Here is a 23625-nt window from a genome sequence, read left to right on the forward strand (position 1 = left end):
ACGGCCAGGATCATCGAGTTGCCGAAGAAGGTCCAGAACCCGACCCCGCCGATCCCGGACAACGCGGTGGCGAAGTTCGACAGCGACAGGTTGTCCGACCACAGGCTGATGTTCCCGATGATCTCGTTCGACGGCTTGAACGAGCTCATCAGCATCCACGCCGCGGGGTAGAGCACCACGATCGTGCAGATGACCATGAAGGCGTGGAACCCGACCGACCGGACCCCCTTGCGCCGCTTGGCCGCCTTGCGCAGCGAGGTGTCGACCTGGCCGGGCGGGCGGGACGAGCCCGAGCCGGTGGGGATTCCTGTGGCGGCTGCCTGGTTCGACAGCGGCGGTGTCGTGATGTGCGCGCTCATCGGTTGTCTCCGGAGTAGTGGACCCAGGCGCCTGAGGTCTTGAACAGGATCGCGGTGATGATGCCGACCACGACGACCAGGACCCAGGCCATGGCCGAGGCGTACCCCATGTCGAACTGGGCGAAGCCCTTGATGTACAGGTACAGCGTGTAGAACAGGGTGGAGTCCGCCGGGCCGCCGGTGCCGCCGGAGATGATGAACGCCGACCCGAACACCTGGAACGCGCCGATGGTCTCCAGCAGCAGGTTGAAGAACAGCACCGGGGACAGCATCGGGATCGTGATCCGCCAGAACTTGCGGATCGGGCCCGCGCCGTCCACCGCGGCCGCCTCGTACAGCTCGGCGGGGATCTGCTTGAGGCCCGCGAGGAAGATGACCATCGGGGCGCCGAACGTCCACACCGCGAGCAGCACGAACATCGGCATCGTCTTGGACGGGTCACCCACCCAGCCCCCGGCCGGCAGCCCGAACAGCTGCTGGATGCGGTCCACGATGCCGTCGTCGATGAACATCGCCTTCCACACGATCGCGATCGACACCGAAGCACCGATCAGGCTCGGGGCGTAGAAGATCGACCGGTACGCACCCTGCCCCCGGTGCTTCATGTTCAGCACCATCGCGACCAACAACGCCGCCGCGAGCTTGATCGGCGTCCCCACCAGCACATAGATCGCCGTCACCTTCGCCGACGTCCAGAACCGCGGGTCCTCGAACAGCTTCGTGAAGTTCTCCAACCCCACCCACGACGGCGGCCGGAACAAGTCATAGTCCGTGAACGCCAGATACAACGACGCCACCATCGGGAACGCCGTCAACACCACGAAACCCACCAACCACGGCGACAGGAACGCGAACCCCGCACCCGCCTCACGGCGGCGGGATCGGGCGCTTCGCGGGTTGCTGGCACGGGTGGGTGCGGCGGAGGGGGCCGCCGGAGCCGTCTCACCGGTCACTGTCACGTGGTCCGTCTTTCTGAGTCGTCGTCGACACAGCGTCTGCTGACACGTCATGGTCGAGCATGGTGCAACGTTGCGATCTAACGTTGGATCACGATGAACTACCGCGGCACCTCCCGTCAAGGGGTGGCGCGCCGTTTTCGTCGGACCCGGCCCGGGACCGACGGCGAGGAGGACGAGTGGGCGACGACGGCACGACGAGCACGGGGAGCCCGGCCGCCACGACGAAGCCGCCGGGGGTCAAGGACGTCGCGGCGGCCGCCGGGGTGTCGTGGAAGACGGTCTCGAACGTCGTGAACGGCACGGGCCGGGTCGGCGCGGCGACCCGCGGACGGGTCGAACGGGTCATCGCCGACCTCGGCTACAGGCCCAACCTCGCCGGCCGTCAGCTGCGCCAGGGACGCACCGGGATCCTCGCGCTGGCGGTGCCGCAGATCGACTCGCCCTACTTCTCGACCCTCGCTCACGAGACGATCGAGGTGGCGGCGGCGCGGGGCTACCGGGTGCTGATCGACGAGACGCGCGGGGTCCCGGAGGCGGAGCGCCTCGTGGCGCGCGGCTTCGACGTGCGTCTCATCGACGGCATCGTGTTCAGCCCGCTCGACCTCAGCCTCGACGACGTCGACGAGCTGCGCGGCAGCACGCCGATGGTGCTGCTCGGCGAGCGGCCCTGGCGCCCCGGCGGGGCGCTGACCACGGACCATGTGAGCATCGACAACGTCGCCGCCGCGCGGGAGGCCACGCGCCACCTGCTCGGTACCGGGCGTCGTCGGCTCGCCTTCCTGGGCGCGGAACCCGAGGTGCCGGAGCGGTCCGGAGCCCCCCGCCAGCGCGGGTTCGTCGAGGAGCTGCGCGCGGCCGGGCTCGAGGTGCGGCCTCCCTGGCTGCTCCCGGTGGCGGACTACAGCCGGCGGTCCGGAGCCCGCGCCGTCGAGGAGGTGCTGCCCCGTGCGGGCGAGATCGACGGCCTCGTGTGCGGCAACGACCTGCTCGCGCTCGGTGCGATGCACGCGCTTCGCACGAACGGCGTCCGGGTGCCGGAGGACGTCGGCGTGGTGGGCTGGGACAACACCGAGGACGGCCGCTACGCGAACCCGGGCCTCACGACGATCGCGCCGGACGTGCGAGGGGTCGCTGAGGCCGCCGTCGGCCGCCTGGTGGCGCAGGTGGAGCGCACCGGAGGAGCGCCCGAGGACGTCGTCGTGCCCCATCGGTTGCTCGTCCGGGAGAGCTCCCGTCGACAGGGCTGACGGAGCTATGTCGACGAGTCCTGCTGGTACAACGTTGCGTTTTTCGGATCACGGAGGTTGAATCAGCCCGGACCATCGACCACGCCGACCGCGACGGAGCAGCCGCCATGGCAGACCACCTCACCCACCTCGACCCGCCCTCCGCCCAGGTCGGTGCCGACGTCCCTCGCCCGGAGTACCCGCGCCCGCAGGTGGTGCGCGAGCGCTGGCTGAACCTCAACGGCACGTGGCAGTTCGAGCTGGACCGCGGCGACTCGGGACTGGAACGCGGTCTGCGCGACCGCGAGCTCGCCGGCACCATCACCGTGCCGTTCGCGCCCGAGTCGGAGCTGTCCGGGATCGGGGACAGCGACTTCCTCGAGGCGGTCTGGTACCGCCGCGAGGTGACCGTCCCGGCCGAGTGGGCCGCCGTCGCCGGCGACGACACGCACGTGCTGCTGCACTTCGGCGCCGTCGACCACGACACCACCGTGTGGGTGGACGGCACCGAGGTGGTGCGTCACCGCGGCGGGTTCTCGCCCTTCACGGCCGACCTGCACGGCGTGGCGGCGCCCGGCGACACCGTGACGGTCGTCGTGCGGGCCCGCGACCCGCGCGAGGCCCGGCAGGCCCGCGGCAAGCAGGCCACCTGGTACGCGAACACGCACTGCCAGTACACGCGCACCACCGGCATCTGGCAGACGGTGTGGCTGGAGCCCGTGCCCGGCGCCCACCTGCGCCGCCCGCGCGTCACGCCGCACGTGGCGAGCAGCGCGTTCGACGTCGTGCTGCCGCTCACCGCGAACCGCCCCGGCCACACCGTCACCGCGACGCTCACCGACGCCGACGGCGTCGTGGCGTCCGAGACCGCGCGCGCCGACGTCGACCTCGCGCCCGCGCTGCGCGTCGTCGTCCCCGAGGGTCGCGTGCGACTGTGGGGCCCGGGGGACCCGCACCTGTACGGCCTGCGCGTGGAGCTGCGCGACGGCGACGGCGCGCTCGTCGACGCCGTGGACTCCTACGCGGGCCTGCGGTCCGTCGCGATCGACGGCCAGGCGGTGCGGATCAACGGCCGCGCCGTCTTCCAGCGGCTGGTGCTCGACCAGGGCTACTGGCCCGAGTCGCTGATGACGGCGCCGTCGGACGCCGCGCTCGTGCGCGACATCGAGCTCGGTCTGCAGGCCGGCTTCAACGGCGCGCGGCTGCACCAGAAGGTCTTCGAGGAGCGGTTCCTGTTCCACGCGGACCGCCTCGGCTACCTCGTGTGGGGCGAGTTCGGCGACTGGGGCGTGAGCGGGCAGGGCACCGTCGGCCACAACCAGCAGCCCACCGCGTCGTTCACCACCCAGTGGCTCGAGGTGCTGGAGCGGGACCACTCGCACCCGTCGATCATCGGCTGGTGCCCGCTCAACGAGACGCACCAGGACCTGCACGACCGGATGACCGTGCTCGACGACGTCACCCGCGGCATGTTCCTCGCGACCAAGCTCGCCGACCCGTCGCGCCCGGTGATCGACGCCAGCGGCTACGCGCACCGCGTGCTCGAGACCGACGTGTGGGACTCGCACAGCTACGAGCAGGACCCGGCGGCGTTCGCCGTCCAGATGGCGGGGCTCGCCGACGGAGCCCCGTACGAGAACCGGCGCGACGACAACGCCGTCATGTCGCTGCCGTACCGCGGCCAGCCGTACTTCGTGTCCGAGTACGGCGGCATCTGGTGGAACCCGGAGGCGGCGGCCGCCGCGGCGGGGAACGACGCCGCCGAGTCGTGGGGCTACGGCCAGCGCGTCGCGGACGAGGAAGATTTCCACGCCCGGTTCCGCGGCCTGACCGAGGTGCTGCTCGGCGACCCGCTGATGTTCGGCTACTGCTACACCCAGCTCACCGACGTGTTCCAGGAGCAGAACGGCGTGTACCGCTTCGACCGCTCCGAGAAGCTCGACGTCGCCCGCGTCCGCGAGGTGCAGCAGCAGGTCGCCGCCGTCGAGGAGGCGGACCGCGCCGCGGTCTGACGCACGGGCGGACCTCCGGCGGCGGCCGGGCCTCCGTGTCCCAGGCCGCCGTCGGCCGCAGCCCGCGGTCCGCGCGCTCGGCGTTGAGCAGCTCCTCGACGAGCGCGCTCTTGCCGGCGGTGTACTCCCGGCCGTCGGTGAGCTCGGCCGCGAGGCGGGTCTTGAGCTCGCCGTACCGGCGCGGCGCCGTCGCGTCGTGGAGCAGCCTGTCGCGGAACAGCCGCTGCGGGCACGTCTCCCAGAGGTCGTCGGCGAAGACGCGCAGGATGTGGGTGCGCGCGCCGTCGCGCTCCCGCACGGAGACGCCGTGGTTCCTCGGGCCGTGCGCGATCCGCCGGTAGGCGAGGGGTGCGACGTCGTCGCCCACGGCGCCCGGCTTCGACCCGTTCGGGCTGCGCGGGCGGCGAGGTCGAGGATCGGCTTCGGCCCCCGACCTAGCCCAGCGCCGACAGCCCGAAGGCGGTCGCGAAGCCGAGCACGGTGACGAGCCCGGTGACGGGACCGCCGAACTCGGTGGCCTCGGGGATCATCGTGTCGACCAGCATGGTCAGCAGGGCGCCGGCGGCGAAGGCCTGCACGACGGCGATGGTCACCGGGTCCGCGGTGCCCAGCACGGCGTACCCCACCCCGGCCGCGAGGGCGGACACGAGGGTGGTGCCGCCCCACAGCAGCGCCAGCCGCGCGATAGAGGTGCCCGCCTGCCGCAGCCCCACGGTCGCGGACATCGCCTCGGGCAGGTTGGAGATGAACACGGCGGCGAGCACCGCGACGCTCACCCCGCCGCCCCCGACCAGGGTCGAGCCCAGCACCACGGACTCGGGGATGCCGTCGAGCACGGTGCCCAGCGCGATCGCGCCACCCGACCCCTTGGACTGCGCGCCCGTGGAGCGCTTGCGGTCCTGGCCGCCGCGCCGGTCGATGAGCAGGTCGCCGACGAAGAACGTCAGCGCCCCGGCGGCCAGCCCCGCGAGCAGCACCCAGCCGCTCGCCGCACGGGAGGCGTCCTCGACCAGGTCGTACGCGACCGCGCTGATGAGCACCCCCGCGCCGAACGCCATGACGAGGCCCGTGATCCGCCGGCTCGGCGTCCGCCACAGGACGAGGGCCGCACCGATCAGCAGCGACGAGCTGCCCAGCAGGCCCCACCAGAACCCGGTCATGCGGACAGTGGACCAGGTGGCGCGGCCGGCCGCCCGTCGAGGGTCGCCCGGCCGGGCTCGCGGGTGCGTCATCACTGCGGTGCTGCGAGCATCGCGGGATGGACCTGCAGGAGCTCGTGCGACCGGAGCCCACGTCGATACCTCGCCGGATCGGGAGGGTCACGCTCGGCGTGGCGCTCGCCGGGGCCGGGATCACGCACCTCACGGTCGCCCGCGAGGAGTTCCGTGCCCAGGTCCCCGCCTGGTTCCCGGTCGACGAGGACGTCACCGTCCTCGCGTCCGGGGTCGTGGAGATCGTGCTGGGCGGGTCGCTCGTCGCGCTCTCCCGGTGGAAGGTCGCGGTCGGGCTGGTCGTCGCGGCGTTCTTCGTCGTGATCTTCCCCGGGAACGTCGGCCAGTGGCTCGAACGGAAGGACGGGTTCGGCCTCGACACCGACGCCAAGCGGTTCGTCCGACTGTTCTTCCAGCCGGCTCTCGTCGCGCTCGCGCTGTGGTCGACGGGGGCGTTCGCCGCCCTACGCCGCGCCGCCCGCCGCTGACCGGCGGCCCGTGACCACCGGGCACGTGGCGAGGTGGTCGTCCACGAGCCCGCAGGCCTGCATGGCCGCGTACGCCGTCGTCGGGCCGAAGAAGCGGAACCCCTCCTTCTTCAGCGCCTTGGCGAGGGCCACCGACTCGGGAGTGCTGGCCGGCACGGTGTCCCAGGCGCCCAGCCGGCGCTCGCGGGGCGGGGGAGCGAACGACCAGAACAGCTCGTCGAGCGTGCGGCCGGCGTCGTGCAGGGCGAGCACGGCGCGCGCGTTGCCGATCGTGGCCTCGATCTTCTGCCGGTTGCGGATGATCCGGGCGTCGCCGAGGAGCCGCTCGACGTCGTCCTCGCCGAGGGCGGCGACGCGCTCGGGCTGGAAGTCGAGGAACACCTCCCGGAACGCGGGGCGCTTGCGCAGCACGGTGATCCACGACAGGCCGGACTGGAACCCCTCCAGCGCGATGCGCTCCAGCAGCGCGGCCTCGCCGTGCACGGGCACGGCCCACTCCGTGTCGTGGTACGCCTCGTAGAGCGGGTCGCCGTCGCCGAAGCAGCGGGCGGTGACTGGCGGGGCGTCGGGCTCCGGGCCGGTGGTCGTCGTCATACCCCCAGCCTGCCCGGTGCTCCCGACACCCGACCGCAGTCGTCCACAGGCCCGCGCGGTCCGCTCAGCCCTTGACCGACCCGGACATCAGCCCGCCCATGAAGTACCGGCCCAGCAGCACGTACACGAGCAGCGTGGGCAGCGACGCGAACAGCGCGCCCGCCATGGAGACGCCGTAGTCCTGCAGCAGCGCGCCGTTCGCCAGGTTGTTCAGCGCGAGGGTGACCGGCCCGTTCTGGCTGGAGGAGAAGAACACGGCGAACAGGAAGTCGTTCCACGCCGAGGTGAACTGCCAGATGAGCACGACGACGAAGCTCGGCACGGAGATCGGCAGCACGATCCAGGCGTACGTGCGCAGCATCCCCGCGCCGTCGACGCGCGCCGCCTCGATGAGCTCCTGCGGCACCGTCATGTAGTAGTTGCGGAAGATCAGCGTCGTGATGGGGATGCCGTAGACGACGTGCAGCAGGATCAGCGAGGGGACGCCGCTCGGCACGCCCAGCCCGAGCACCAGCTGGTTCAGCGGGATCATCACCGCCTGGTACGGGATGAACATGCCGAACAGGATCAGCGTGAACACGAGGTCCGCCCCGGGGAAGCGCCACCGCGACAGCACGAACCCGTTGAGCGACCCGAGGAACGCCGAGATCAGCGCGGCCGGCACCACCATCTGCACGGTGCGTGCGATGGCGGGCGAGAGGGTGGACCACGCCGTCTCCCAGTTGGCGGTGGTCCACACCTGCGGCAGGTTCCACGCGCGGGTGGGGGCGGCGTCGCCGGGGCCCTTGAAGCTGGTCACGAGCAGCACGTACACCGGCACCAGCACCACGAGCACGAAGAGGAGCAGCACCAGGTAGCGCAGCGTGCGGCCCACGGTGAACCGGCCGCGGGGCGCGGCGCGGCGGCCGAGGTCGATGGGGCGCCCGGCCTCCTCGACGACGGCGGTCATCGCTTGTCCTGCCGATGCGTGTGGACCAGGTACGGCACGATGACGATCGCCACGATGACCAGCAGGATCGTGCCGACAGCGGCCGCGTTCGCGTAGTCGAAGGCCGACTTGAACACGTACATGTCCACGGCGGGCACCTTGGTCTGGTAGTTCGCCGGCTTGGAGATCGACATGATGAGGTCGAACGCCTTGAGCGACATGTGGCCGATGATGATGAGCGCGGACAGCGCGATCGGCGACAGCTGCGGGAACAGCACGTGCCGGTACAGCTTCCACTCGCTCGCGCCGTCCACCCGGGCGGCCTCGCGGAGCTCCACGGGGATGCCGCGGAAGCCGGCGAGGAACAGCGCCATCACGTAGCCGGAGAGCTGCCAGATCGCGGGGATCGCGATGGCGACGATGCCCACGGACACGTTGTTCCACCAGTTGTTCTGCAGCGCGTCCAGGCCGATCATCTGGAACAGCCGGTTGAGGCCGGACGCCTGCTCGTCCTGGTTGGAGTTGAGCAGCCACCGCCACACCACCCCGGACGCGATGAACGAGACCGCCATCGGGAACAGGTAGATCGACCGGAAGAACCCCTCGCCCCGCAGCGGCTTGTCGAGCAGCCAGGCCCACAGGAAGCCGATGACCATCGTGCCCACGAGGAACACCACGGTGTACAGCACGAGGTTGGTCAGCGAGTGCTGGAACTCCTCGCTGCCCAGCAGGTCGAGGTAGTTGCGCAGCCCGACGCCCGTCGTCGGCGCCTGGCCCGTCGCCTGCGCGGCCGTGTGGTTGTCGGTGGCCGACTGCCGGGCGTTCGCCACGATGAGGCCGTAGACGAACACCCCGACCAGGATCAGCGAGGGCAGGAGCAGGAGCAGGGGAGCGCCGGCGCGGCGGACCGCCCGGCGCACCCCCGCCCGCCTGCGCGTGGCGGTGGCCATCGGCGCCTCAGCCGGCGTTCGCGGCGGCCAGCTCCGACTGGAACGCCGCCAGGTCGGACGCCCCCGAGGTGAACTTGCTCGTGGCGTCCGTGATGGCCGTGAGCGTCGCCACCGGGACCGCCGCCCCGTGCGCCAGCGAGGACACGATCGTGTCGCTCTTGAACGCCTCGGCCGCGGACTGCTGGTACTCGCCGAAGGTCGACATGTCGACGTCCGTGCGGGCCGGGATGGAGCCCTTGGCCTTGTTGAACGCCTCCTGGCCCTCGGCCGACCCGACCGTCTCGAGCCACGCCTTGGCCCCGTCGGGGTGCGGGGCGCCCACGGGCAGCGTGAACGAGTCGGCGAGGAAGTCGAAGACGCCGTCCGTGCCCGGGACGGCGAAGGCCGAGTAGTCGGTGCCGAGCTCCTGCTCCTGCTCCTCGTACGACGCCTCCGCCCAGTCGCCCATGACGGTGAACGCGGCCTTGCCGTCGATGACGAGCTGCTGCGACTCCGGCCAGTCCAGGCCGTCGCGGTCGGTGTTCGTGTAGCCCATGAGGGTCTCGAAGTCCTCCAGGGCCGCCGTGACCTCCGGACCCTTCCAGTCGGTCGACCCGTCCCACAGCCCGGAGTAGCCCTCCGCACCCAGGTCGGCCAGCAGCACCGTCTCGAGCAGCTGCACCTGCGTCCACGCCTGAGCGACGGCGAGGGGCGTGACGCCCGCCTTCTTGAGCGTCGCGAGGTCGTCCATCCACGCCGAGAGGTCGGGGTACGTGGCGTCCGAGTCGAGACCGGCGTCGGTGAGCACCTGCCGGTTGGACCACACCACGTTGGCGCGGTGGATGTTCGACGGGATCGAGTAGATCTGGCCGTCGTCCGCCGTGAGCCGGTCCATGAGGTCGGGCGGGAAGACGTCGGTGAGCCCGAACTCGTCGTAGAGGTCGGAGACTGGCTCGATCTGCGCGGCGTCGATGTAGTCCTGCAGCTCCGCGCCCGCGTGGGCCTGGAACGTGTCCGGCGGGTCCTGCGCCTGCAGGCGGGTCTGCAGCAGGTCCTTCGCCTGCGACCCCGCGCCGCCGGCCACGGCCCCGTTGACGAACGTCACGTCCGGGTGCTGCTCGTCGAACACCTTGACCAGCGCGTCCAGACCGGCCTTCTCCGACCCGGCCGCCCACCAGGTGAAGACCTCCACCTCGTCCGCGCCGCCGCTGCCGCTGCTCTCCGGTTCACCGCCGTTGCCGCCGCACGCGGCCAGCGCCAACGCCGCCACGGCCGCGACCGCGGCGACAGCCGACGTCCTGGGAGCTCCTCGCATCTGCCTCACCCCTACGCCCTCGGGCCGGTGGGGGTCGGTGTGCGCGCAGCGCGCGTCACCGGCCTGGCGCATCCTTGCGCCCCGGTCTCGCTCTCATCGCACGACCGGCGCGGTCACGGTGTCAAGGCGCCAGGGGAACCTTCGCCCGAATCGTGACCGGATGTCACCCAGGGTTCGGTCCGCGCCGGTCGTCGACGGGCTCGGCGTCGCGATCGGCTCCCTCCGTCGCACTCCCCGTCACCCAGCGGGGTGACGCTAGGCTCCCGGTCCGTGACCTCAGCGCTGACGATCCACACTGCGGGCGATTCGACGTCTCGCACGGCCGTGGTGCTCCACGGCCTGTCCGACGCGGGCGACAACTTCCCCGACCTGGTGGACCGCTGGCGGTCGGAGTGGCGCATCGTCGCACCGAGCATGCGCGGCCACGGCACCTCGCCGCGGTTTCGCGACGACGAGATGGGCCGCACGGCCGACCTGATGCTCGCCGACGTGCTCGCCGTCCTCGACGATCAGCCGGAGCCGGTGGTGCTCCTCGGCCACTCGATGGGCGGGGCGCTCGCGCTGCGCGCGGCGGTCGCCCGCCCCACGGCGGTTCGAGCCCTGGTGCTCGAGGACCCACCGCGCGCCGACGGCGGCCCCAGCCCGGCCGAGCACGCTGCCGGGTTCCTCGCGTTCGTCGAGGACATGAGCGCGCGCGTCGCACGCGGCGAGCTCGAGGCGCTCGTCACCGAGAGCGGGTGGAACCGGCCAGAGGTCGAGGCGTGGGCGCTGTCCAAGCCACAGGTGCAGCGGGACTACCTGCGTGCAGGGTTGCACCTCGGCCGCGAGAGCTGGGCCGACCTCGTGCCCCGGTTGACGGTGCCGACCCTGCTGGTCCTGCCCGACCGGGACAGTGTCGGCCCGTCCCCCGCCGAGCCCGGACCGGAGAACCCCCTGCTGAGGACCGTCGTCGTCGCCGACGCCGGCCACTGCGTGCGTCGCGACCAGCCCGAGGCCTACTTCGAGGCGGTCGAGGGCTTCCTGGCCTCCGTGCTCGTCTGACCCCCCGCGGGCTCCGGCGCTCATCCCCGTGAGAGCACCAGGGCGGCGCTGTGCCCGCCGAAGCCGAAAGCGTCGACGAGGGCGTGGCGCGCCGTCGTCGTCCGGGGGGCGGTGACGACGTCGAGGTCGACCTCCGGGTCGGGGTCGTCGAGGTTGATGGTCGGGGGCACGACGCCGTCGCGCAGGGCCAGCAGCCCGACCAGCGCGCCCAGGGCGCCGGACGCGCCGAGCAGGTGTCCCGTGGACGCTTTCGTGGCGGTCACGGCGGGCGGGCTGCCGAGCGCGGCGCGCAGGGCCGCGGCCTCGTTGACGTCGCCCATCGGCGTGGACGTCGCGTGCGCGTGCACCAGCCCGACGTCGCCCGGTGCCAGGCCGGCGTCGTGCAGCGCGAGCGTGATGGTGCGGGCCTGGTTGGCCGGGTCGCCGCCGACGATGTCGAACGCGTCGGAGGTGAGGGACGTCCCGTCGACGGCGCCCAGGACCGTCGCGCCGCGGGCGCGGGCGTGCTCCTCGTCCTCGAGCACCACGAGCACGGCGCCCTCGCCCATGACGAAGCCGTCGCGGTGGACGTCGAACGGGCGCGAGGCGCGCAGCGGCTCGTCGTTGCGGGTCGACAGCGCGCGGACCCGGCCGAACCCGGTGAGCGACAGCGGCACGATGCTGGCCTCCGCCCCGCCGCACACCACGACGTCCGCGGCCCCCGAGCGGATCAGGTCGCGGCCCTGGACGATCGCCTCCACCCCCGCGGCGCACGCGCTCACGGGCGCGCGGGCGCCGGCCTTGGCTCCCAGCTCGAGGGACAGGTACGCCGCCGGACCGTTCGCCATCGCCATCGTGATGGTGTGCGGGGACACGCTGCGGTATCCGGCCGAGCCGAGGGTGTCCTGCATGGCGACGGTCGTCGCGATGCCGCCGTGCGCCGTGCCGACGGCCACGCCGAGCCGGGTGGGGTCCACGTCCGGCGACCCCGCCGACGACCAGGCCTCCCGGCCCGCGACCAGGGTCAGCTGCTCGACCCGGTCGCGCGCGCGGCGCTCGGGCACGCTCAGGCCGTCGGCGAAGGCGTCGTCCGCCCGCGCGGCGATGCGCACCGGCAGGGTGCCGGCCCAGTCGTCCGTGATCGCGCCGGCCCCGTTCGCGCCGGCCCGGAGGGCCGCCCACGTCTCCCTGACCGTGCCGCCGACGGGCGTGACCGCCCCCGCACCCGTGACCACCGCTCGTCGCACCCGAGTGCTCCTCGTCAGTCCGGTTGCCCCCTGCACCCGCACCGTGCGAGACCTTGTTGCGGGCCACTCTGCCCTGCCCTCCCGCGCGTCGCCCATGCAGGTCAGGCCTCGGCGCGGTTCCATGAGGTGGTGCCAACGACGGTCCACCCAGGATCCAGGAGGTCGCGATGAGCCAGACGATCGACGAGACCGGCAGCGGGGCGGGCGGCACCGCCCCCGAACCGGGCCTCAAGCGGGTGATGGGGCGCAAGCTCCTGCTGCTCTTCATCGTCGGGGACATCCTCGGCACCGGCGTCTACGCCCTCACCGGGCAGGTCGCCGGCGAGGTCGGCGGCGCCGCCTGGGCGCCGTTCCTCATCGCGTTCGTGGTGGCGACGCTGACCGCGTTCTCCTACCTGGAGCTGGTCACCAAGTATCCGCAGGCCGCGGGCGCCGCGCTGTACACGCACAAGGCGTTCGGCATCCATTTCGTCACGTTCATCATCGCGTTCATGGTGATGTGCTCCGGCATCACGTCGGCGTCGACGGCCTCGAACGCGTTCGCGGGCTTCCTCAACGACGGCTTCGGCCTGGGTCTCGAGCCGGGTGGGGCGGGGCTGCTGCTGATCGCGCTGGGGTTCATGACCCTGGTGGCGCTGGTGAACTTCCGCGGCGTCGGCGAGAGCGTCAAGGCGAACGTCGTGCTCACGATCGTCGAGCTGTCCGGCCTGCTCATGGTGATCTTCGTCGGCATGTGGGGCATGACCCAGGGCCGGGCGGACTTCTCCCGCGTGGTGGTCTTCGAGAGCGCCGACGACAAGAGCGTCTTCCTGGCCGTGACGGCGGCGACGACGCTCGCCTTCTTCGCGATGGTGGGCTTCGAGGACTCCGTGAACATGGCCGAGGAGTGCCGCGACCCCGTGAAGGACTTCCCGCGCACCATGCTCACGGGCCTGTCGATCACGGGGCTCATCTACGTGCTGGTCGCGATCACGGCCGTCGCGCTGGTCCCGGTGGGCGACCTGGCCGACGACTCGAAGGGGTCCGCCCTCACCCAGGTGGTCGCGGCCGGGGCGCCAGGCCTGCCGTTCGACACGATCTTCCCGTTCATCGGCATGTTCGCCGTCGCGAACTCCGCGCTCATCAACATGCTCATGGCGTCGCGGCTGCTGTACGGCCTGGCCCACCAGGGCGTGCTGCCGCGCAGCTTCGGCAAGGTGCACCGCACCCGCAAGACGCCGTGGGTGTCGATCATCGTCACCACGCTCATCTCGTTCGGGCTCATCATCTACGTGGTCCGGGCCAGCGCCACCGAGGCCGGCTCGGACGCGATCAGCCTGCTGGGCGGGACGACGTCGCTGCTGCTGCTCACCGTGTTCGCGGTGGTGAACGTGGCGCTGCTCGTGCTGCGACGCAAGCCCGTGCAGCACGAGCACTTCCGCACCAAGACGTGGATCGCGGTGCTCGGCGCCGTGACCTGCGCCTTCCTCGCGGGTCCGTGGGCGCGCAGCGAGGAGCAGCAGGAGCAGTACGTCATCGCCGGCGGCCTGCTCGCCGTCGGGCTGGTGCTGTCGTTCATCACCTGGCTGTACAACCGCACGGTGAAGCACCAGCAGATCCACTTCGAGGACGTCGAAGACCTCGACGCCGACAAGCCGCAGGCGGGCTACCCCAAGCGCTGACGGCGGCGCCAGGCTGTCGAGCGTCTCTGTCGGTCAGGAATCCGTCACGAATTCCTGACCGACAGGGACGCTCGCGCGTCCGCTGACGCCCGCTCGAAGGCGGACAGCACGGGCTCGTTGAAGAGCACGAAGCGGACCTCGTCGATGGCCGCCGGGTTGGCGTCGTCCCACGACCGCACGGCCTCCAGGGCTTCGCGCGCGACGTCGTCCGGCGACCAGCCGTACACGCCGGCACCGACGGCGGGGAACGCGACGGTCCGGGCGCGGAGGTCGGCCGCGACGTCCAGCGACCGGGAGAAGCACGAGGCGAGCAGTGCGGGGTCCGTCTGCCCGGCGTGCCGGTTCGGCCCCACCGTGTGGATCACCCACGCGGCGGGCAGGTCGAAGCCGGGCGTCGCGACGGCGTCGCCCACCGGCAGGCCCTCGGGCAGGGTGCTGCGGCGCAGCTCGCGGCACGCCTCCAGCAGACGCGGGCCCGCGGCGGCGTGGATGGCGCCGTCGACTCCGCCGCCGCCCAGCAGCGACGAGTTCGCGGCGTTGACGATGGCGTCCGAGGCGACGGTCGTGAGGTCGCCGCGTTCGAGGACGAGCTCCACGGTTCCTCCTGGGGGTCGCGAGCGGGTCGAGGGCAGGGGCGCCTGGACGTCAGGCCGTCCGCAGGGCCTTGTCCTCGTCGGGCATGAGGATCCACAGCACGATGTAGGCGAGCACCTGCGGGCCGGGGATGAGGATCGACGCGACGGAGAGCACGCGGACGAGGCCGCGGCTCCAGCCGAGGTAGTCGGCGAGGCCGGCGCAGACGCCGCCGAGCACGCGGCCGTGCTTCGGGCGGAACAGCTTGCGCTTCGGCGCGGGGGAGGGCTGGACGTCCGGGGTCGAGGTCGGTGTGGTCATGCTTCGACGGTACGAGCGGCGCGTCGCGCTCGGTATCGGGTGGTCCCCCCGTTCGACCCTGAGGAACCCTGACCCGGCCCCGTCCGCGGGAGGAACCGGCCCACCGGTCCGGGGTCGTGGAAGCCGTCCTCGTCGAGCACGACGCGGCCGCCCGCGACGACGACCCGCGGCCACCCGGACAGCTCCATCCCGTCGAAGGGGGAGAAGTCGGTGCCCTGGTGCAGCGCGGCCGGGTCGACCGTGCGGGACTCCGACGGGTCGAGCAGCACGAGGTCCGCGTCGTACCCGACGGCGACGGCGCCCTTGGTCGCGAGGCCGTTGATCCGCGCGGGGGCCGTGGCGAACACGTCGACGAACCGCTCGACGGGCAGCCCCCCGCGGGCGACCAGCGCGGTGAACGCGGCGGGCAGGCGGGTCTCCACGCCGGGCAGGCCGTGCGGCATGCGGCGCACGTCGTGGCGGCACCGCTGCTTCTGGGCGAGGTCGTAGCAGGAGTGGTCGGACGACACGGTGTCCACCTGGCCGAGCACGAGCCGGTCCCGCAGGCCGGCCGCGGCGGACGCCGGGCGGATCGGCGGGCAGCAGGCGAACTTCTCCGGCGTCGCCGAGGCGTACACGGACTCGTCGAGCAGGAGGTAGTGCGGGCACGTCTCGGAGTACACCTCCTGCCCGCGGGCGCGGGCCTCCCGGACGGCCTCGACGGCGGCGGGCGTGGTCTGGTGCACGAAGTAGACGGCGGCGCCCGTGTAGGCGGCCACGGCCAGCATCTCGCGCACCGACGCGTCCTCCGAGATCTCCGGCCGCGAGCGCGGCAGGTCCTCGATGCCGATGCGGCCGTCCGCGGCGCAGGCGGCGGTGCGGTCCACGACGATCGCGTCGTGCTCGGAGTGGACGTACACGAGGCCGCCCCGACGGGCCGTCTCCTTCATGACCCGCAGGATCGTGTCCTCGTCGGCCATCGTCGTGCCCCGGTTGGTGGTGTACACCTTCACGGACGGCACGCCGAGGTCGGCCATCTCCAGCATCTGGGCGGGCACGTCGTCGTCCCACGCGACGACGGCGCCGTGCAGGCCGACGTCGCACCGGGCGCCGTCGAGGAGCCCCAGCTTGTGGCGCAGGGCGTCGATCGGGCGCTCGGCCGGGTCGGCGGGGATGCCGAAGTCGACGATCGTCGTGGTGCCGCCGTGGAGGGCGGCGGTCGTGGCCCGCTCGTACGTGTCGAGCGACGTGTAGGCGCCCGTCACCTGTGCGACGTGGCAGTGCGCGTCCACCCCGCCGGGGAGCACGAGCAGGCCCGTGGCGTCGACGGTGCGGACCGCGGGCGGCAGGTCCTCGAGGTCGGGGGCGTAGACCGCGGCGACGGTGCCGCCGGTGACGCCGACGTGCCCGTGGGTCGTGCCGCCCGCGTTGACGATCGTGGCGTGGGTGATGAGCAGGTCGTGGATCACGGGGTCCTCCTGGGGCCGGCGGCGTCGGTGCCGCGGCGTGGTGTGGGCGGGCGGGTGGCGGCGGGTCAGGGCCGGGGCTCGCGGCGCAGCGCCGCGCGCAGCGTGGGCGACAGGCCCGCGGTGTCCTTGGGGGGCGGCGGGGCGGCCGAGCCGGCGCGGGCGGCGCCGGGGGCGAGGCGCACCAGCGCCTCGGCCTGCGCGACGCCCGCGGAGACGCCGTCGACGACGGGCACGGGGATGCGGTCCGCGACAGCGCGGGCCAGCCCGGCGAGCGGCGCGCCGGCCAGGATGACGACGTCGGCGCCGTCGCGGGAGACGACGTCGTTCGCCAGCCGCACCAGCTCGGGCCCGAAGTCCTCCTGCACCGTGCCGATGCCGCGCAGCGGGTCGCGCAGGGACCGGATCGAGGCGAGCCGGCCCGCGAGGCCGTGGCGCTCCACGCAGTCGCGGTACCAGGCAGTGATCCGCTCGGAGATGGCGATGATCGAGAACCGGGCGCCGAGCAACGAGGCGGTGGCGAGCGCGGCCTCGGTGATGCCCACGACCGGCACGTCGAGCAGCTCCTTGAGCCCGGGCAGGCCGGGGTCGCCGAACGCGGCGACCACGACGGCGTCGGCGGCGCGCCCGTCGGCCGCGAGCACCTCGGCGACGGCGGGGCCCGCCAGCACGGCCTCGAGCGGGGTCTCGATGTAGGCGACGCCGCTGGCCGCCGTCCGGACCACGATGTCGGTGCCAGGGCTCGCGACGCGGCGAGCCTCGGCGGCGATGAGGTCGGTGACGGTCTCGCTGATGTTGGGGTTGACGACGAGCAGCTGCACGAGGGCTCCGGGTGGGTCGGGTGCGGGGCGGGACAGGGACGGGTCAGGTGCGGCCGGGGGTGCCGAGGTCCTCGACGGCGGCGGCCACCCGGAGGGCGAGCAGGTCGGCGCTGTGGCGGGCCACGACCTGGAACCCCACGGGGGTGGGGCCGTCGACGCCGCAGGGGACGCTGACGGCCGGGTGGCCGGTGAGGTTGAACGGCATCGTGAGCCGGCAGTACCGGGGGAGGTCCGCCTCGGGCCGCATCGCGGCCAGGGGCAGGGCACCGAGCGCGAGCGTCGGGGAGCACAGGACGTCGAGGCGGGCGTCGTCGAGCGCGGCGTCGACCGCGCCGCGCACCCGGGCGCGGACGGTGCGGGCCTGGGCGGCCTGCTCCGGCGTCACGCGGGCGGCCTCGTCGAGGAAGCGCCGCGTGCCGGGGTGGTACCCGTCCCGCACCGCCGCCGGGACGTCGCGGTGCATGGCGGCCGACTCGAACGCGCCGAGCGTGCCGTGCGCGTCGGCCGCCAGGTCGAGCTCGGGGATCTCGACCGGGACCACCTCTGCGCCCGCGGCTGCCAGCAGGTCGAGGCAGCGGCGCACGGCGGCCTCGATCCCGGGCTCCAGGTCACGGAAGAGGGCGCCGGGGCAGCCGAGCCGCAGCCCGGTGACGGTGCGCCCCAGCGGGCCGCCGAGCGTGGTGAGCGCGTCGAGCAGCAGCGCCGACCCCGCCACATCGCGGGTGATCCAGCCGACGTGGTCGTTCGCGGTGGCGCCGGGCAGCAGGCCGTCGGTGCTCACCGCACCGTGAGTCGGCTTGAGGCCCACGAGGCCCAGCAGCGAGGCGGGCTTGCGGACCGAGCCGCCGCCGTCCGTGCCGATCGCGGCCAGGCACGAGGCGACGGCCACCGACACGGCGCCGCCGACGGTGGACCCGCCCGCGTACAGGTCGGGACGGTCGGGGCGGCGCGTGGGCGGCTCGCTGGTGCCGTAGCCGAACTCGTGCGTGTGGTGCTTGCCCACGACGACCGCTCCGGCGGCCCGGAGCGCCCGCACGACCGCCGCGTCCCGCGGGGGCGCGGGCGGGGTCCAGGACGCCGACCCGGCCCGCGTGGGCAGGTCGGCGGTGGCGATCAGGTCCTTCACGCCGACGGGGAGGCCGTGCAGCGGCCCGCGCGGCCCGGGTGCGGCGTCCGCGGCGTGGGCGGCGGCGCGCGCCGCGTCGGGGTCGAGGGCGACGTAGGCGTGCACGTCGCCCTCCGTGGCGGCCGCGACGTCGAGGACGGCATCCACCAGCGCGGCGCTGGTCAGCGCGCCGGCGGCGAGCCGCGCGGCGGCGTCGGGCAGCGTGGGGAGGGGCGGGGTGGCGACGGTCATGTCAGCACCGGTGCCCGGTCGGCCCGTCCGCGGGTGCCCAGCCCGCCACGTGCGCCCAGAGGTGCTCGGCCCGCTTCTGGGCGTCGGTGACGACGGCGCGGGCGTCGACGGTGAGCACCTCGCGGTCGCGGACCACGAACCGCCCGCCGACCAGCACGGACCGCACGTCCGAGCCGTGCCCGGCGTAGACCATGGAGGCGACCGGATCGAGCACGGGGGCCACGTGAGGGCCGTCGAGGTCCACCAGGATCAGGTCCGCGAGCTTGCCCGGCTCGATCGACCCGAGCTCGTGCTCGCGCCCGAGGGCCCGGGCGCCCTGGATCGTCGCCATCTCGAGCGCGTCCATCGCCCTGATCGTGCCGGCGTCGGCCGCCGCGACGCGGTTCATGGCGACGGCGAAGCGCATCGCCTCGATCATGTCGTGCGCCATGTTGTCGGTGCCGAGGCCCACCCGGGCGCCGAGCGTGCGGAGCTCGGGGACCGGCGCGATCCAGCCGCTCTTCGCGTTCACCGCCGGTAGGTGGCACACGGTGGCGCCCGAGTCGGCGAGGAGCTGCGCCTCGCCGTCGCCGAGGAACGCGCAGTGCCCGGCGACCAGGTCCGGGCCGAGCACGCCGACGTCGGCGAGGTGCTCCACCGAGCCGCGGCCGGTGAGCGCGCGGACCTGGGCCACCTCGCCCGCGCTCTGCCCGAGGTGGACGAACATCCCGACGCCGGCCTCGTCGGCCAGGGCCCGCGCACGCCGCAGCAGGTCGGGGGAGGCGGTGTCCGGGCCGTGCGGCCCCACGTGGCACGTGATCCGGCCGTCGTCGTACCCGTGCCAGTCCTCGATGAGCCGCGCGTTCGCGGCGAGCAGGCGGCGCCCGCGTGCCTCGTCGTAGGTGTACTGCCCGTGCCGGACGCTGAACAGGTCCGCGTCGTGCACCCGCTCGCTCACGACCGCGCGGATCCCGACCTCGGCCAGCGCCTCGACGTTGCTCTCCGAGTGGATGTAGTTCTCCACGATGGTCGTGGAGCCCATCGCCAGGGCCTGCATCGCCCCGAGCCGCGACATCGTCAGGGTGTCGTCGGGCGACATCATCACGCCCTGGGGGATGTCGCGTCGGTAGATGGGCGCGCCGCCCATGTCGTCGCCGATCCCGCGGGTGACGCCGATCGCGCAGTGCACGTGGAGGTTGACGAAGCCCGGCAGCACCATCTGGCCGCGGGCGTCGACGCGCGTCGCGCCGGGGTAGGCGGCCTCGAGGTCCGTCGTCATGCCGACAGCGACGACATGGCGGCCGGAGATCGCGACCGCGCCGTCCTGGTGGATCGTCCTCTGCGGGTCGACGGTGACGACGGTCGCGTGGGTGAGGAGGGTGACTGCGTCCACGGTGGGCTCCTTCGCTCGGGGGTCGGGTCGGGGTCGTGGGGGTCAGGCGGGTCGCGAGGTGGCGGTCGGGTGGCGGTCCAGCCACCACCGGGCGACGTCGAGCCGGCGGGTGAACCAGACCCCCTCGTGGTCGAGGAGATGGTCGAGCAGCTCGCGCAGCACGTGGGCCCGGGCCGGCTGCCCCATGAGCCGGGCATGCAGCCCGATGCTCATGAGCGTGGGGCGGGTGGCGCCCTCCTCCCACAGCAGGTCGAAGGCGCGCCGCCCGTAGTCCAGGAACGAGTCCGGGCTGGAGTAGGACTGGCCGGGCAGGAACAGCCCGTCGTTGAGGGTGAACGAGTACGGGACCACCAGGTGGTCGCGCCCGTGGACGGGCGTGTAGAACGGCACGTCGTCGGCGAACGAGTCGCTGTCGTAGAGGAAGCCGCCCTCCTCGACGAGCAGCTCGCGCGTGTTGACCGACGCGGGCTGCCGGCTGTACCAGCCGCGGGGCCGCTCACCGCAGGAGGCCTCGATCGACTCGACGGCCATGTGCAGGCGCTCGCGCTCGACGTCCCGCTCCAGGACGCTGACGTTCTCCCAGCGGTACCCGTGGCAGCACACGTCGTGGCCGCGCTCGGCGATCCACGCGCCGACCTCGGGGTTGAGCTCGAGGGCCTCGGCGCAGCCCTGGATCGTGGCGGGCAGGCCGCGCTCGTCGAGGATCCGCTGAAGGCGCCAGATGCCGGCCCGGGAGCCGTACTCGAAGATCGACTCGTTGCCGAGGTCGCGGACGGGCAGCGGCGGGTAGTCGAACTCCTGCGGCACCTCGTTGCGCCCGTCGACCGGGTAGGAGAGCTCGCTGCCCTCCTCGTAGTTAATCACCAGGCAGACGGCGACGCGTGCGCCGCCGGGCCACTCGATCGCGGCGCCCTCGCGACCGTAGCCGACCAGGTCGCGGGCGGCGGGCGGGCTCGTCGTCATGCGTGCTTCCTCTCGCGGGCCGGGTCGGCCCAGGGCAGGGAGGCCGCGCGGAGCTCGCGGCACTCGTCGGCGAGCGGGCCCTCGCGAACCTCGACGCGCGGGCCGCCGTCGGCGACCTGCGCGGCGAGCCCGGCGGGCGTGTACCCGCCCCAGGCGCGGTCGTCGGGCACCCGGGTGCCGCCGACGACGACCGCGCCGACGCCGTGCACCAGGCACGCGCCCAGGCACATCGGGCACGGCTCGAAGGTGGTGTAGAGGACGGCGTCCCGGGCCGGCAGGCCGGTGGCCTCGAGGGCGCGCAGCGCCACGACCTCGGCGTGCGCGGACGGGTCGCCGCTCGTGACCGCCTCGTTGCCGCCGGCGGCCACGACCTCGCCGTCGACGACGGCCACGGCGCCGACCGCGAGGTCCCCGCGGTCCCCGGCGCGCCGGGCCTGGGCGAGGGCGGCGCGCAGGAACCGCTCGTCGTCGCGACCCGTGGGACCGGTGGGAGCGGTCACCGGCCCACCTCCCGCAGGTCGGTCGAGGCCGTCTCCTTCGCGAGGAGCACGCAGACGACGAGGACCAGCAGCGTCACGGCGAGATAGATCGCGACGGGTACCCAGGAGTCGAAGCGGGCGATCATCGCGGTCGTGATGATCGGGGCGACCGCGCCGCCGAACACGCCGGCGCTCTGGAAGCCGAGCCCCGCCCCGGTGTAGCGGACCCTGGTGGGGAACAGCTCGGGCACGTAGGCGGCGAGAGGGCCCCACATGGCGGCGATGAAGAAGTTGCCGACCACCGGCGCGAGGACGATCAGCGCCGTGCTCCCGGACCCCAGCAGCGGGAAGTACGCGAACGCCCACACGATCGACCCGAGCGCGCCCAGCAGGAGCACGGGCCGGCGGCCGAGCCGGTCGCACAGCCGGCCCCAGAAGAGGATCGACAGCGCCTGGCTCGCGGCGCCCGCGAGCACGGCGTTGAGGAGCAGCTGACGGGGCAGGTCGAGCTGGGTGGTGCCGTAGACGAGGATGAAGACGTTGACGACGTAGAACGCGACGTCGCTGCCCACGCGGGAGCCGATCGCGATCAGCAGCGGGCGCCAGTGCTCGGTGAGCACGGTGCGCAGCGGCGTCTTCTCCTCCTTGTCGGACGCCTCCTCCTCGAACATCGGGGACTCCTGCACCTGCGAGCGGATCCACAGGCCGACGGCCACGAGCAGCGTGCTGAGCAGGAACGGCACGCGCCAGCCCCAGGCGAAGAACGCGTCCTCGGAGACGAGGTAGGTGGTCACGGAGAACACCGCGTTGGCGATGAGCAGGCCGAGCGGGCTCGCGATCTGCACCAGCGACCCGAGGAAGCCGCGCCTGCCCGAGCTGCTGTACTCGCCGACCATCAGCGCCGCGCCTCCCCACTCGCCGCCGAGGCCGACGCCCTGGACGAACCGCAGGATCGTGAGCAGCAGCGGGGCGAGGATGCCGACGCTGGCGTAGGTCGGCAGCAGGCCGATCAGGCCGGTGGCCGTGCCCATGAGCACGAGCGTCACGATGAGGACGTTCTTGCGGCCGTACCGGTCGCCGAAGTGGCCGAAGATCGCGGCGCCGAGCGGCCGGGTCACGAAGGCGACGGCGTAGGTGACGAGCGACAGCATCGTCGCGGTCAGGCGGTCGCCCTCGGGGAAGAAGAGCTGGGGGAAGACGAGCGCAGCGGCCGAGCCGTAGATGAAGTGGTCGTACCACTCCAGCGTGGTGCCGACGGCGCTGGCGCCGACGACGCGTCGAAGGGTCTTCTTGTCGGTCCGGACGTCGGTGACGTCGGTGGACGGAAGTGCGTTCATGCGAGTCTCTCCAACCGGGTGTTCGAATGCCTCGGTGCGGGGTGACCTCGTCGTCGAGGTGGCACGGGAGCGACGGGCGGCCGTCTGCCCGCGTCGTTGCGGGCATCGTGCGGATCTACCGGTCACGGGTCGCGGCGGTCTCCGTCCGCCGGGACCCGTGCATGAAGTTGTGCGGCGATCGTGGCAACTCGGGATCCCATCTGTCAAGAGTTTGGGAGCCCAAGTTACGCCGGGGTGTCCGCCCCGTTCCGGTGGTGTGTCCCCGGCGGCGTCAGGCGTGCGTCAGGACTGGTCGGCGTCGTCGCCGAACAGGTACGCCATGGTCCGAGCGCGGTAGGCCGTGACGTGGTCGCGGGCGAGCTCCGCCGCGCGCTCGGGGTCGCCGGCCGTCATCGCCTCGCAGAGGGCGGCATGCTCCTGGTTGACCAGGTCGAGGTCGAGGATCTGGCGGAACAGCCAGTGCAGCCGGCCGAGCAGCGGCTGGAGGATGTCCTGCAGCAGCTCGTTGCCGGCCAGCGCGATGATCTCGTCGTGGAAGCGGGCGTTGGCCGCGTGCGCCGCGTCGTCGTCGCCGTCGGCGATGGCCCGGGACGCCGCCTCGACGATCTCGCCGAGCCCGTGCGGCTCCCCGGCGGCGATCCGCACCGTGGCCTCCCGGACGGCGAGGACCTCCAGCGCCTCGCGGATGCCGAACAGGTCCGAGACCTGCTTCTCGCCCAGGCCGCTGACCACGAGTCCCCGCGACGGCAGGCTCTCGACCAGGCCTTCCCGCGCCAGCATGCGCAACGCCTCGCGCACCGGGTGGCGCGACGCGGAGAACCGCTCCGCGAGGTCGCGCTCCACCAGGCGGTCACCCGGCTGCAGCCGGCCGTCGAAGATCTCGGCGCGGAGCGCGTCCCCGACGATGTCGCGCAGCGGCTTGCTGTTGCGGTACAGACGGCTCGAAGCCTGCCTTGCCAACTGTCGCCGCCCCTCGTCAGCCATCCGTGTCGGGAGTCAGGCTAGCGT

22 protein-coding genes and 2 pseudogenes are annotated in these 23625 nt (G+C 73.0%); 5 read left to right on the top strand and 19 right to left on the bottom strand.

The genetic code is table 11. The features are described from left to right. A pseudogene (locus ACQP6G_RS14420) lies at nucleotides 1-359 on the bottom strand (carbohydrate ABC transporter permease); the annotation flags it as partial. Continuing rightward, nucleotides 356-1369: a carbohydrate ABC transporter permease gene (locus tag ACQP6G_RS14425; protein WP_429765207.1), complete on the bottom strand. Its 1014-nt coding sequence runs from the start codon at nucleotides 1367-1369 to the stop codon at nucleotides 356-358. The gene ACQP6G_RS14425 and the pseudogene ACQP6G_RS14420, both read right to left, overlap by 4 nt. 125 nt (nucleotides 1370-1494) lie before the next feature. On the opposite strand from ACQP6G_RS14425, the gene ACQP6G_RS14430 reads away from it, so the two are divergent. Both ACQP6G_RS14430 and ACQP6G_RS14435 read left to right on the top strand, forming a co-directional pair. Continuing rightward, on the top strand, nucleotides 1495-2565 hold the full coding sequence (locus tag ACQP6G_RS14430) for a LacI family DNA-binding transcriptional regulator (RefSeq protein ID WP_429765208.1): 1071 nt from the start codon (nucleotides 1495-1497) through the stop codon (nucleotides 2563-2565). A 107-nt stretch (nucleotides 2566-2672) separates the two neighbouring features. Then, nucleotides 2673-4556: a glycoside hydrolase family 2 protein gene (locus tag ACQP6G_RS14435; RefSeq protein WP_429765209.1), complete on the top strand. Its 1884-nt coding sequence runs from the start codon at nucleotides 2673-2675 to the stop codon at nucleotides 4554-4556. A gap of 97 nt (nucleotides 4557-4653) precedes the next feature. Here ACQP6G_RS14435 and ACQP6G_RS14440 read toward each other — a convergent pair. Both ACQP6G_RS14440 and ACQP6G_RS14445 read right to left on the bottom strand, forming a co-directional pair. Beyond that, nucleotides 4654-4923 (bottom strand): annotated as a pseudogene (locus tag ACQP6G_RS14440) (GrpB family protein); the annotation flags it as partial. Between the two features lie 67 nt (nucleotides 4924-4990). Next, nucleotides 4991-5716, bottom strand: coding sequence for a ZIP family metal transporter (locus tag ACQP6G_RS14445; protein WP_429765210.1), 726 nt, complete (start codon nucleotides 5714-5716; stop codon nucleotides 4991-4993). Between the two features lie 98 nt (nucleotides 5717-5814). Between ACQP6G_RS14445 and ACQP6G_RS14450 the strand changes: the two genes are divergently transcribed. Then, the gene (locus ACQP6G_RS14450) at nucleotides 5815-6255 is read left to right on the top strand and encodes a DoxX family protein (RefSeq protein WP_429765212.1); all 441 of its coding nucleotides are present in this window, start codon (nucleotides 5815-5817) and stop codon (nucleotides 6253-6255) included. On the opposite strand, the gene ACQP6G_RS14455 is transcribed toward ACQP6G_RS14450, so the two are convergent. From ACQP6G_RS14455 to ACQP6G_RS14470, 4 genes are all read right to left on the bottom strand, one after another. Continuing rightward, nucleotides 6232-6849 carry a DNA-3-methyladenine glycosylase I gene (locus ACQP6G_RS14455; protein ID WP_429765213.1) on the bottom strand — a complete coding sequence of 206 codons (618 nt, stop codon included), beginning with the start codon at nucleotides 6847-6849 and terminating at the stop codon, nucleotides 6232-6234. The two genes, ACQP6G_RS14450 and ACQP6G_RS14455, sit on opposite strands and share 24 nt — an antisense overlap. Before the next feature lie 64 nt (nucleotides 6850-6913). Further along, the gene (locus tag ACQP6G_RS14460) at nucleotides 6914-7798 is read right to left on the bottom strand and encodes a carbohydrate ABC transporter permease (RefSeq protein ID WP_429734924.1); all 885 of its coding nucleotides are present in this window, start codon (nucleotides 7796-7798) and stop codon (nucleotides 6914-6916) included. After that, the gene (locus ACQP6G_RS14465; RefSeq protein ID WP_429765214.1) at nucleotides 7795-8727 is read right to left on the bottom strand and encodes a carbohydrate ABC transporter permease; all 933 of its coding nucleotides are present in this window, start codon (nucleotides 8725-8727) and stop codon (nucleotides 7795-7797) included. The genes ACQP6G_RS14460 and ACQP6G_RS14465 overlap by 4 nt, the downstream gene beginning before the upstream one ends. 7 nt (nucleotides 8728-8734) lie before the next feature. After that, the gene (locus ACQP6G_RS14470) at nucleotides 8735-10021 is read right to left on the bottom strand and encodes an ABC transporter substrate-binding protein (RefSeq protein ID WP_429765215.1); all 1287 of its coding nucleotides are present in this window, start codon (nucleotides 10019-10021) and stop codon (nucleotides 8735-8737) included. Nucleotides 10022-10291: 270 nt separating this feature from the next. Between ACQP6G_RS14470 and ACQP6G_RS14475 the strand changes: the two genes are divergently transcribed. Continuing rightward, nucleotides 10292-11062: an alpha/beta fold hydrolase gene (locus ACQP6G_RS14475; RefSeq protein ID WP_429765217.1), complete on the top strand. Its 771-nt coding sequence runs from the start codon at nucleotides 10292-10294 to the stop codon at nucleotides 11060-11062. A 20-nt stretch (nucleotides 11063-11082) separates the two neighbouring features. Here ACQP6G_RS14475 and ACQP6G_RS14480 read toward each other — a convergent pair whose 3' ends face one another. Beyond that, nucleotides 11083-12288: a beta-ketoacyl-[acyl-carrier-protein] synthase family protein gene (locus tag ACQP6G_RS14480; protein WP_429765219.1), complete on the bottom strand. Its 1206-nt coding sequence runs from the start codon at nucleotides 12286-12288 to the stop codon at nucleotides 11083-11085. Between the two features lie 167 nt (nucleotides 12289-12455). Between ACQP6G_RS14480 and ACQP6G_RS14485 the strand changes: the two genes are divergently transcribed. After that, nucleotides 12456-13949 carry an APC family permease gene (locus tag ACQP6G_RS14485; RefSeq protein ID WP_429765221.1) on the top strand — a complete coding sequence of 498 codons (1494 nt, stop codon included), beginning with the start codon at nucleotides 12456-12458 and terminating at the stop codon, nucleotides 13947-13949. Between the two features lie 44 nt (nucleotides 13950-13993). Here the strand turns inward: ACQP6G_RS14485 and ACQP6G_RS14490 are convergent, their stop codons facing one another. From ACQP6G_RS14490 to ACQP6G_RS14535, 10 genes are all read right to left on the bottom strand, one after another. After that, nucleotides 13994-14545, bottom strand: a complete 552-nt coding sequence (locus ACQP6G_RS14490) for an O-acetyl-ADP-ribose deacetylase (RefSeq protein WP_429765222.1) — start codon at nucleotides 14543-14545, stop codon at nucleotides 13994-13996. Nucleotides 14546-14594: 49 nt separating this feature from the next. Further along, nucleotides 14595-14843 carry a PspC domain-containing protein gene (locus tag ACQP6G_RS14495; protein WP_429765224.1) on the bottom strand — a complete coding sequence of 83 codons (249 nt, stop codon included), beginning with the start codon at nucleotides 14841-14843 and terminating at the stop codon, nucleotides 14595-14597. Next, entirely contained in the window at nucleotides 14840-16291 is a 1452-nt protein-coding gene (locus ACQP6G_RS14500) for an amidohydrolase family protein (RefSeq protein WP_429765226.1), read from the bottom strand. The genes ACQP6G_RS14495 and ACQP6G_RS14500 overlap by 4 nt, the downstream gene beginning before the upstream one ends. Nucleotides 16292-16356: 65 nt before the next feature. Next, on the bottom strand, nucleotides 16357-17109 hold the full coding sequence (locus ACQP6G_RS14505) for an aspartate/glutamate racemase family protein (protein ID WP_429765228.1): 753 nt from the start codon (nucleotides 17107-17109) through the stop codon (nucleotides 16357-16359). A gap of 43 nt (nucleotides 17110-17152) precedes the next feature. After that, a complete protein-coding gene (locus ACQP6G_RS14510; protein ID WP_429765230.1) occupies nucleotides 17153-18466 on the bottom strand; it encodes an amidase in 1314 nt (437 codons plus the stop codon). A 1-nt stretch (nucleotide 18467) separates the two neighbouring features. Beyond that, nucleotides 18468-19838, bottom strand: a complete 1371-nt coding sequence (locus ACQP6G_RS14515; RefSeq protein WP_429765231.1) for an amidohydrolase family protein — start codon at nucleotides 19836-19838, stop codon at nucleotides 18468-18470. 42 nt (nucleotides 19839-19880) lie between these two features. Beyond that, entirely contained in the window at nucleotides 19881-20801 is a 921-nt protein-coding gene (locus ACQP6G_RS14520) for a polysaccharide deacetylase family protein (RefSeq protein WP_429765233.1), read from the bottom strand. After that, nucleotides 20798-21301, bottom strand: coding sequence for a deaminase (locus ACQP6G_RS14525; RefSeq protein ID WP_429765234.1), 504 nt, complete (start codon nucleotides 21299-21301; stop codon nucleotides 20798-20800). The genes ACQP6G_RS14520 and ACQP6G_RS14525 overlap by 4 nt, the downstream gene beginning before the upstream one ends. Further along, on the bottom strand, nucleotides 21298-22617 hold the full coding sequence (locus ACQP6G_RS14530) for an MFS transporter (RefSeq protein WP_429765236.1): 1320 nt from the start codon (nucleotides 22615-22617) through the stop codon (nucleotides 21298-21300). Before ACQP6G_RS14530 ends, ACQP6G_RS14525 begins: the two co-directional genes overlap by 4 nt. A 282-nt stretch (nucleotides 22618-22899) precedes the next feature. After that, the gene (locus ACQP6G_RS14535; RefSeq protein WP_429765238.1) at nucleotides 22900-23577 is read right to left on the bottom strand and encodes a GntR family transcriptional regulator; all 678 of its coding nucleotides are present in this window, start codon (nucleotides 23575-23577) and stop codon (nucleotides 22900-22902) included. Nucleotides 23578-23625: the final 48 nt, after the last annotated feature.

Source organism: Isoptericola nanjingensis (assembly GCF_050311635.1).
Classification (GTDB): Bacteria; Actinomycetota; Actinomycetes; order Actinomycetales; family Cellulomonadaceae; genus Isoptericola; species Isoptericola nanjingensis.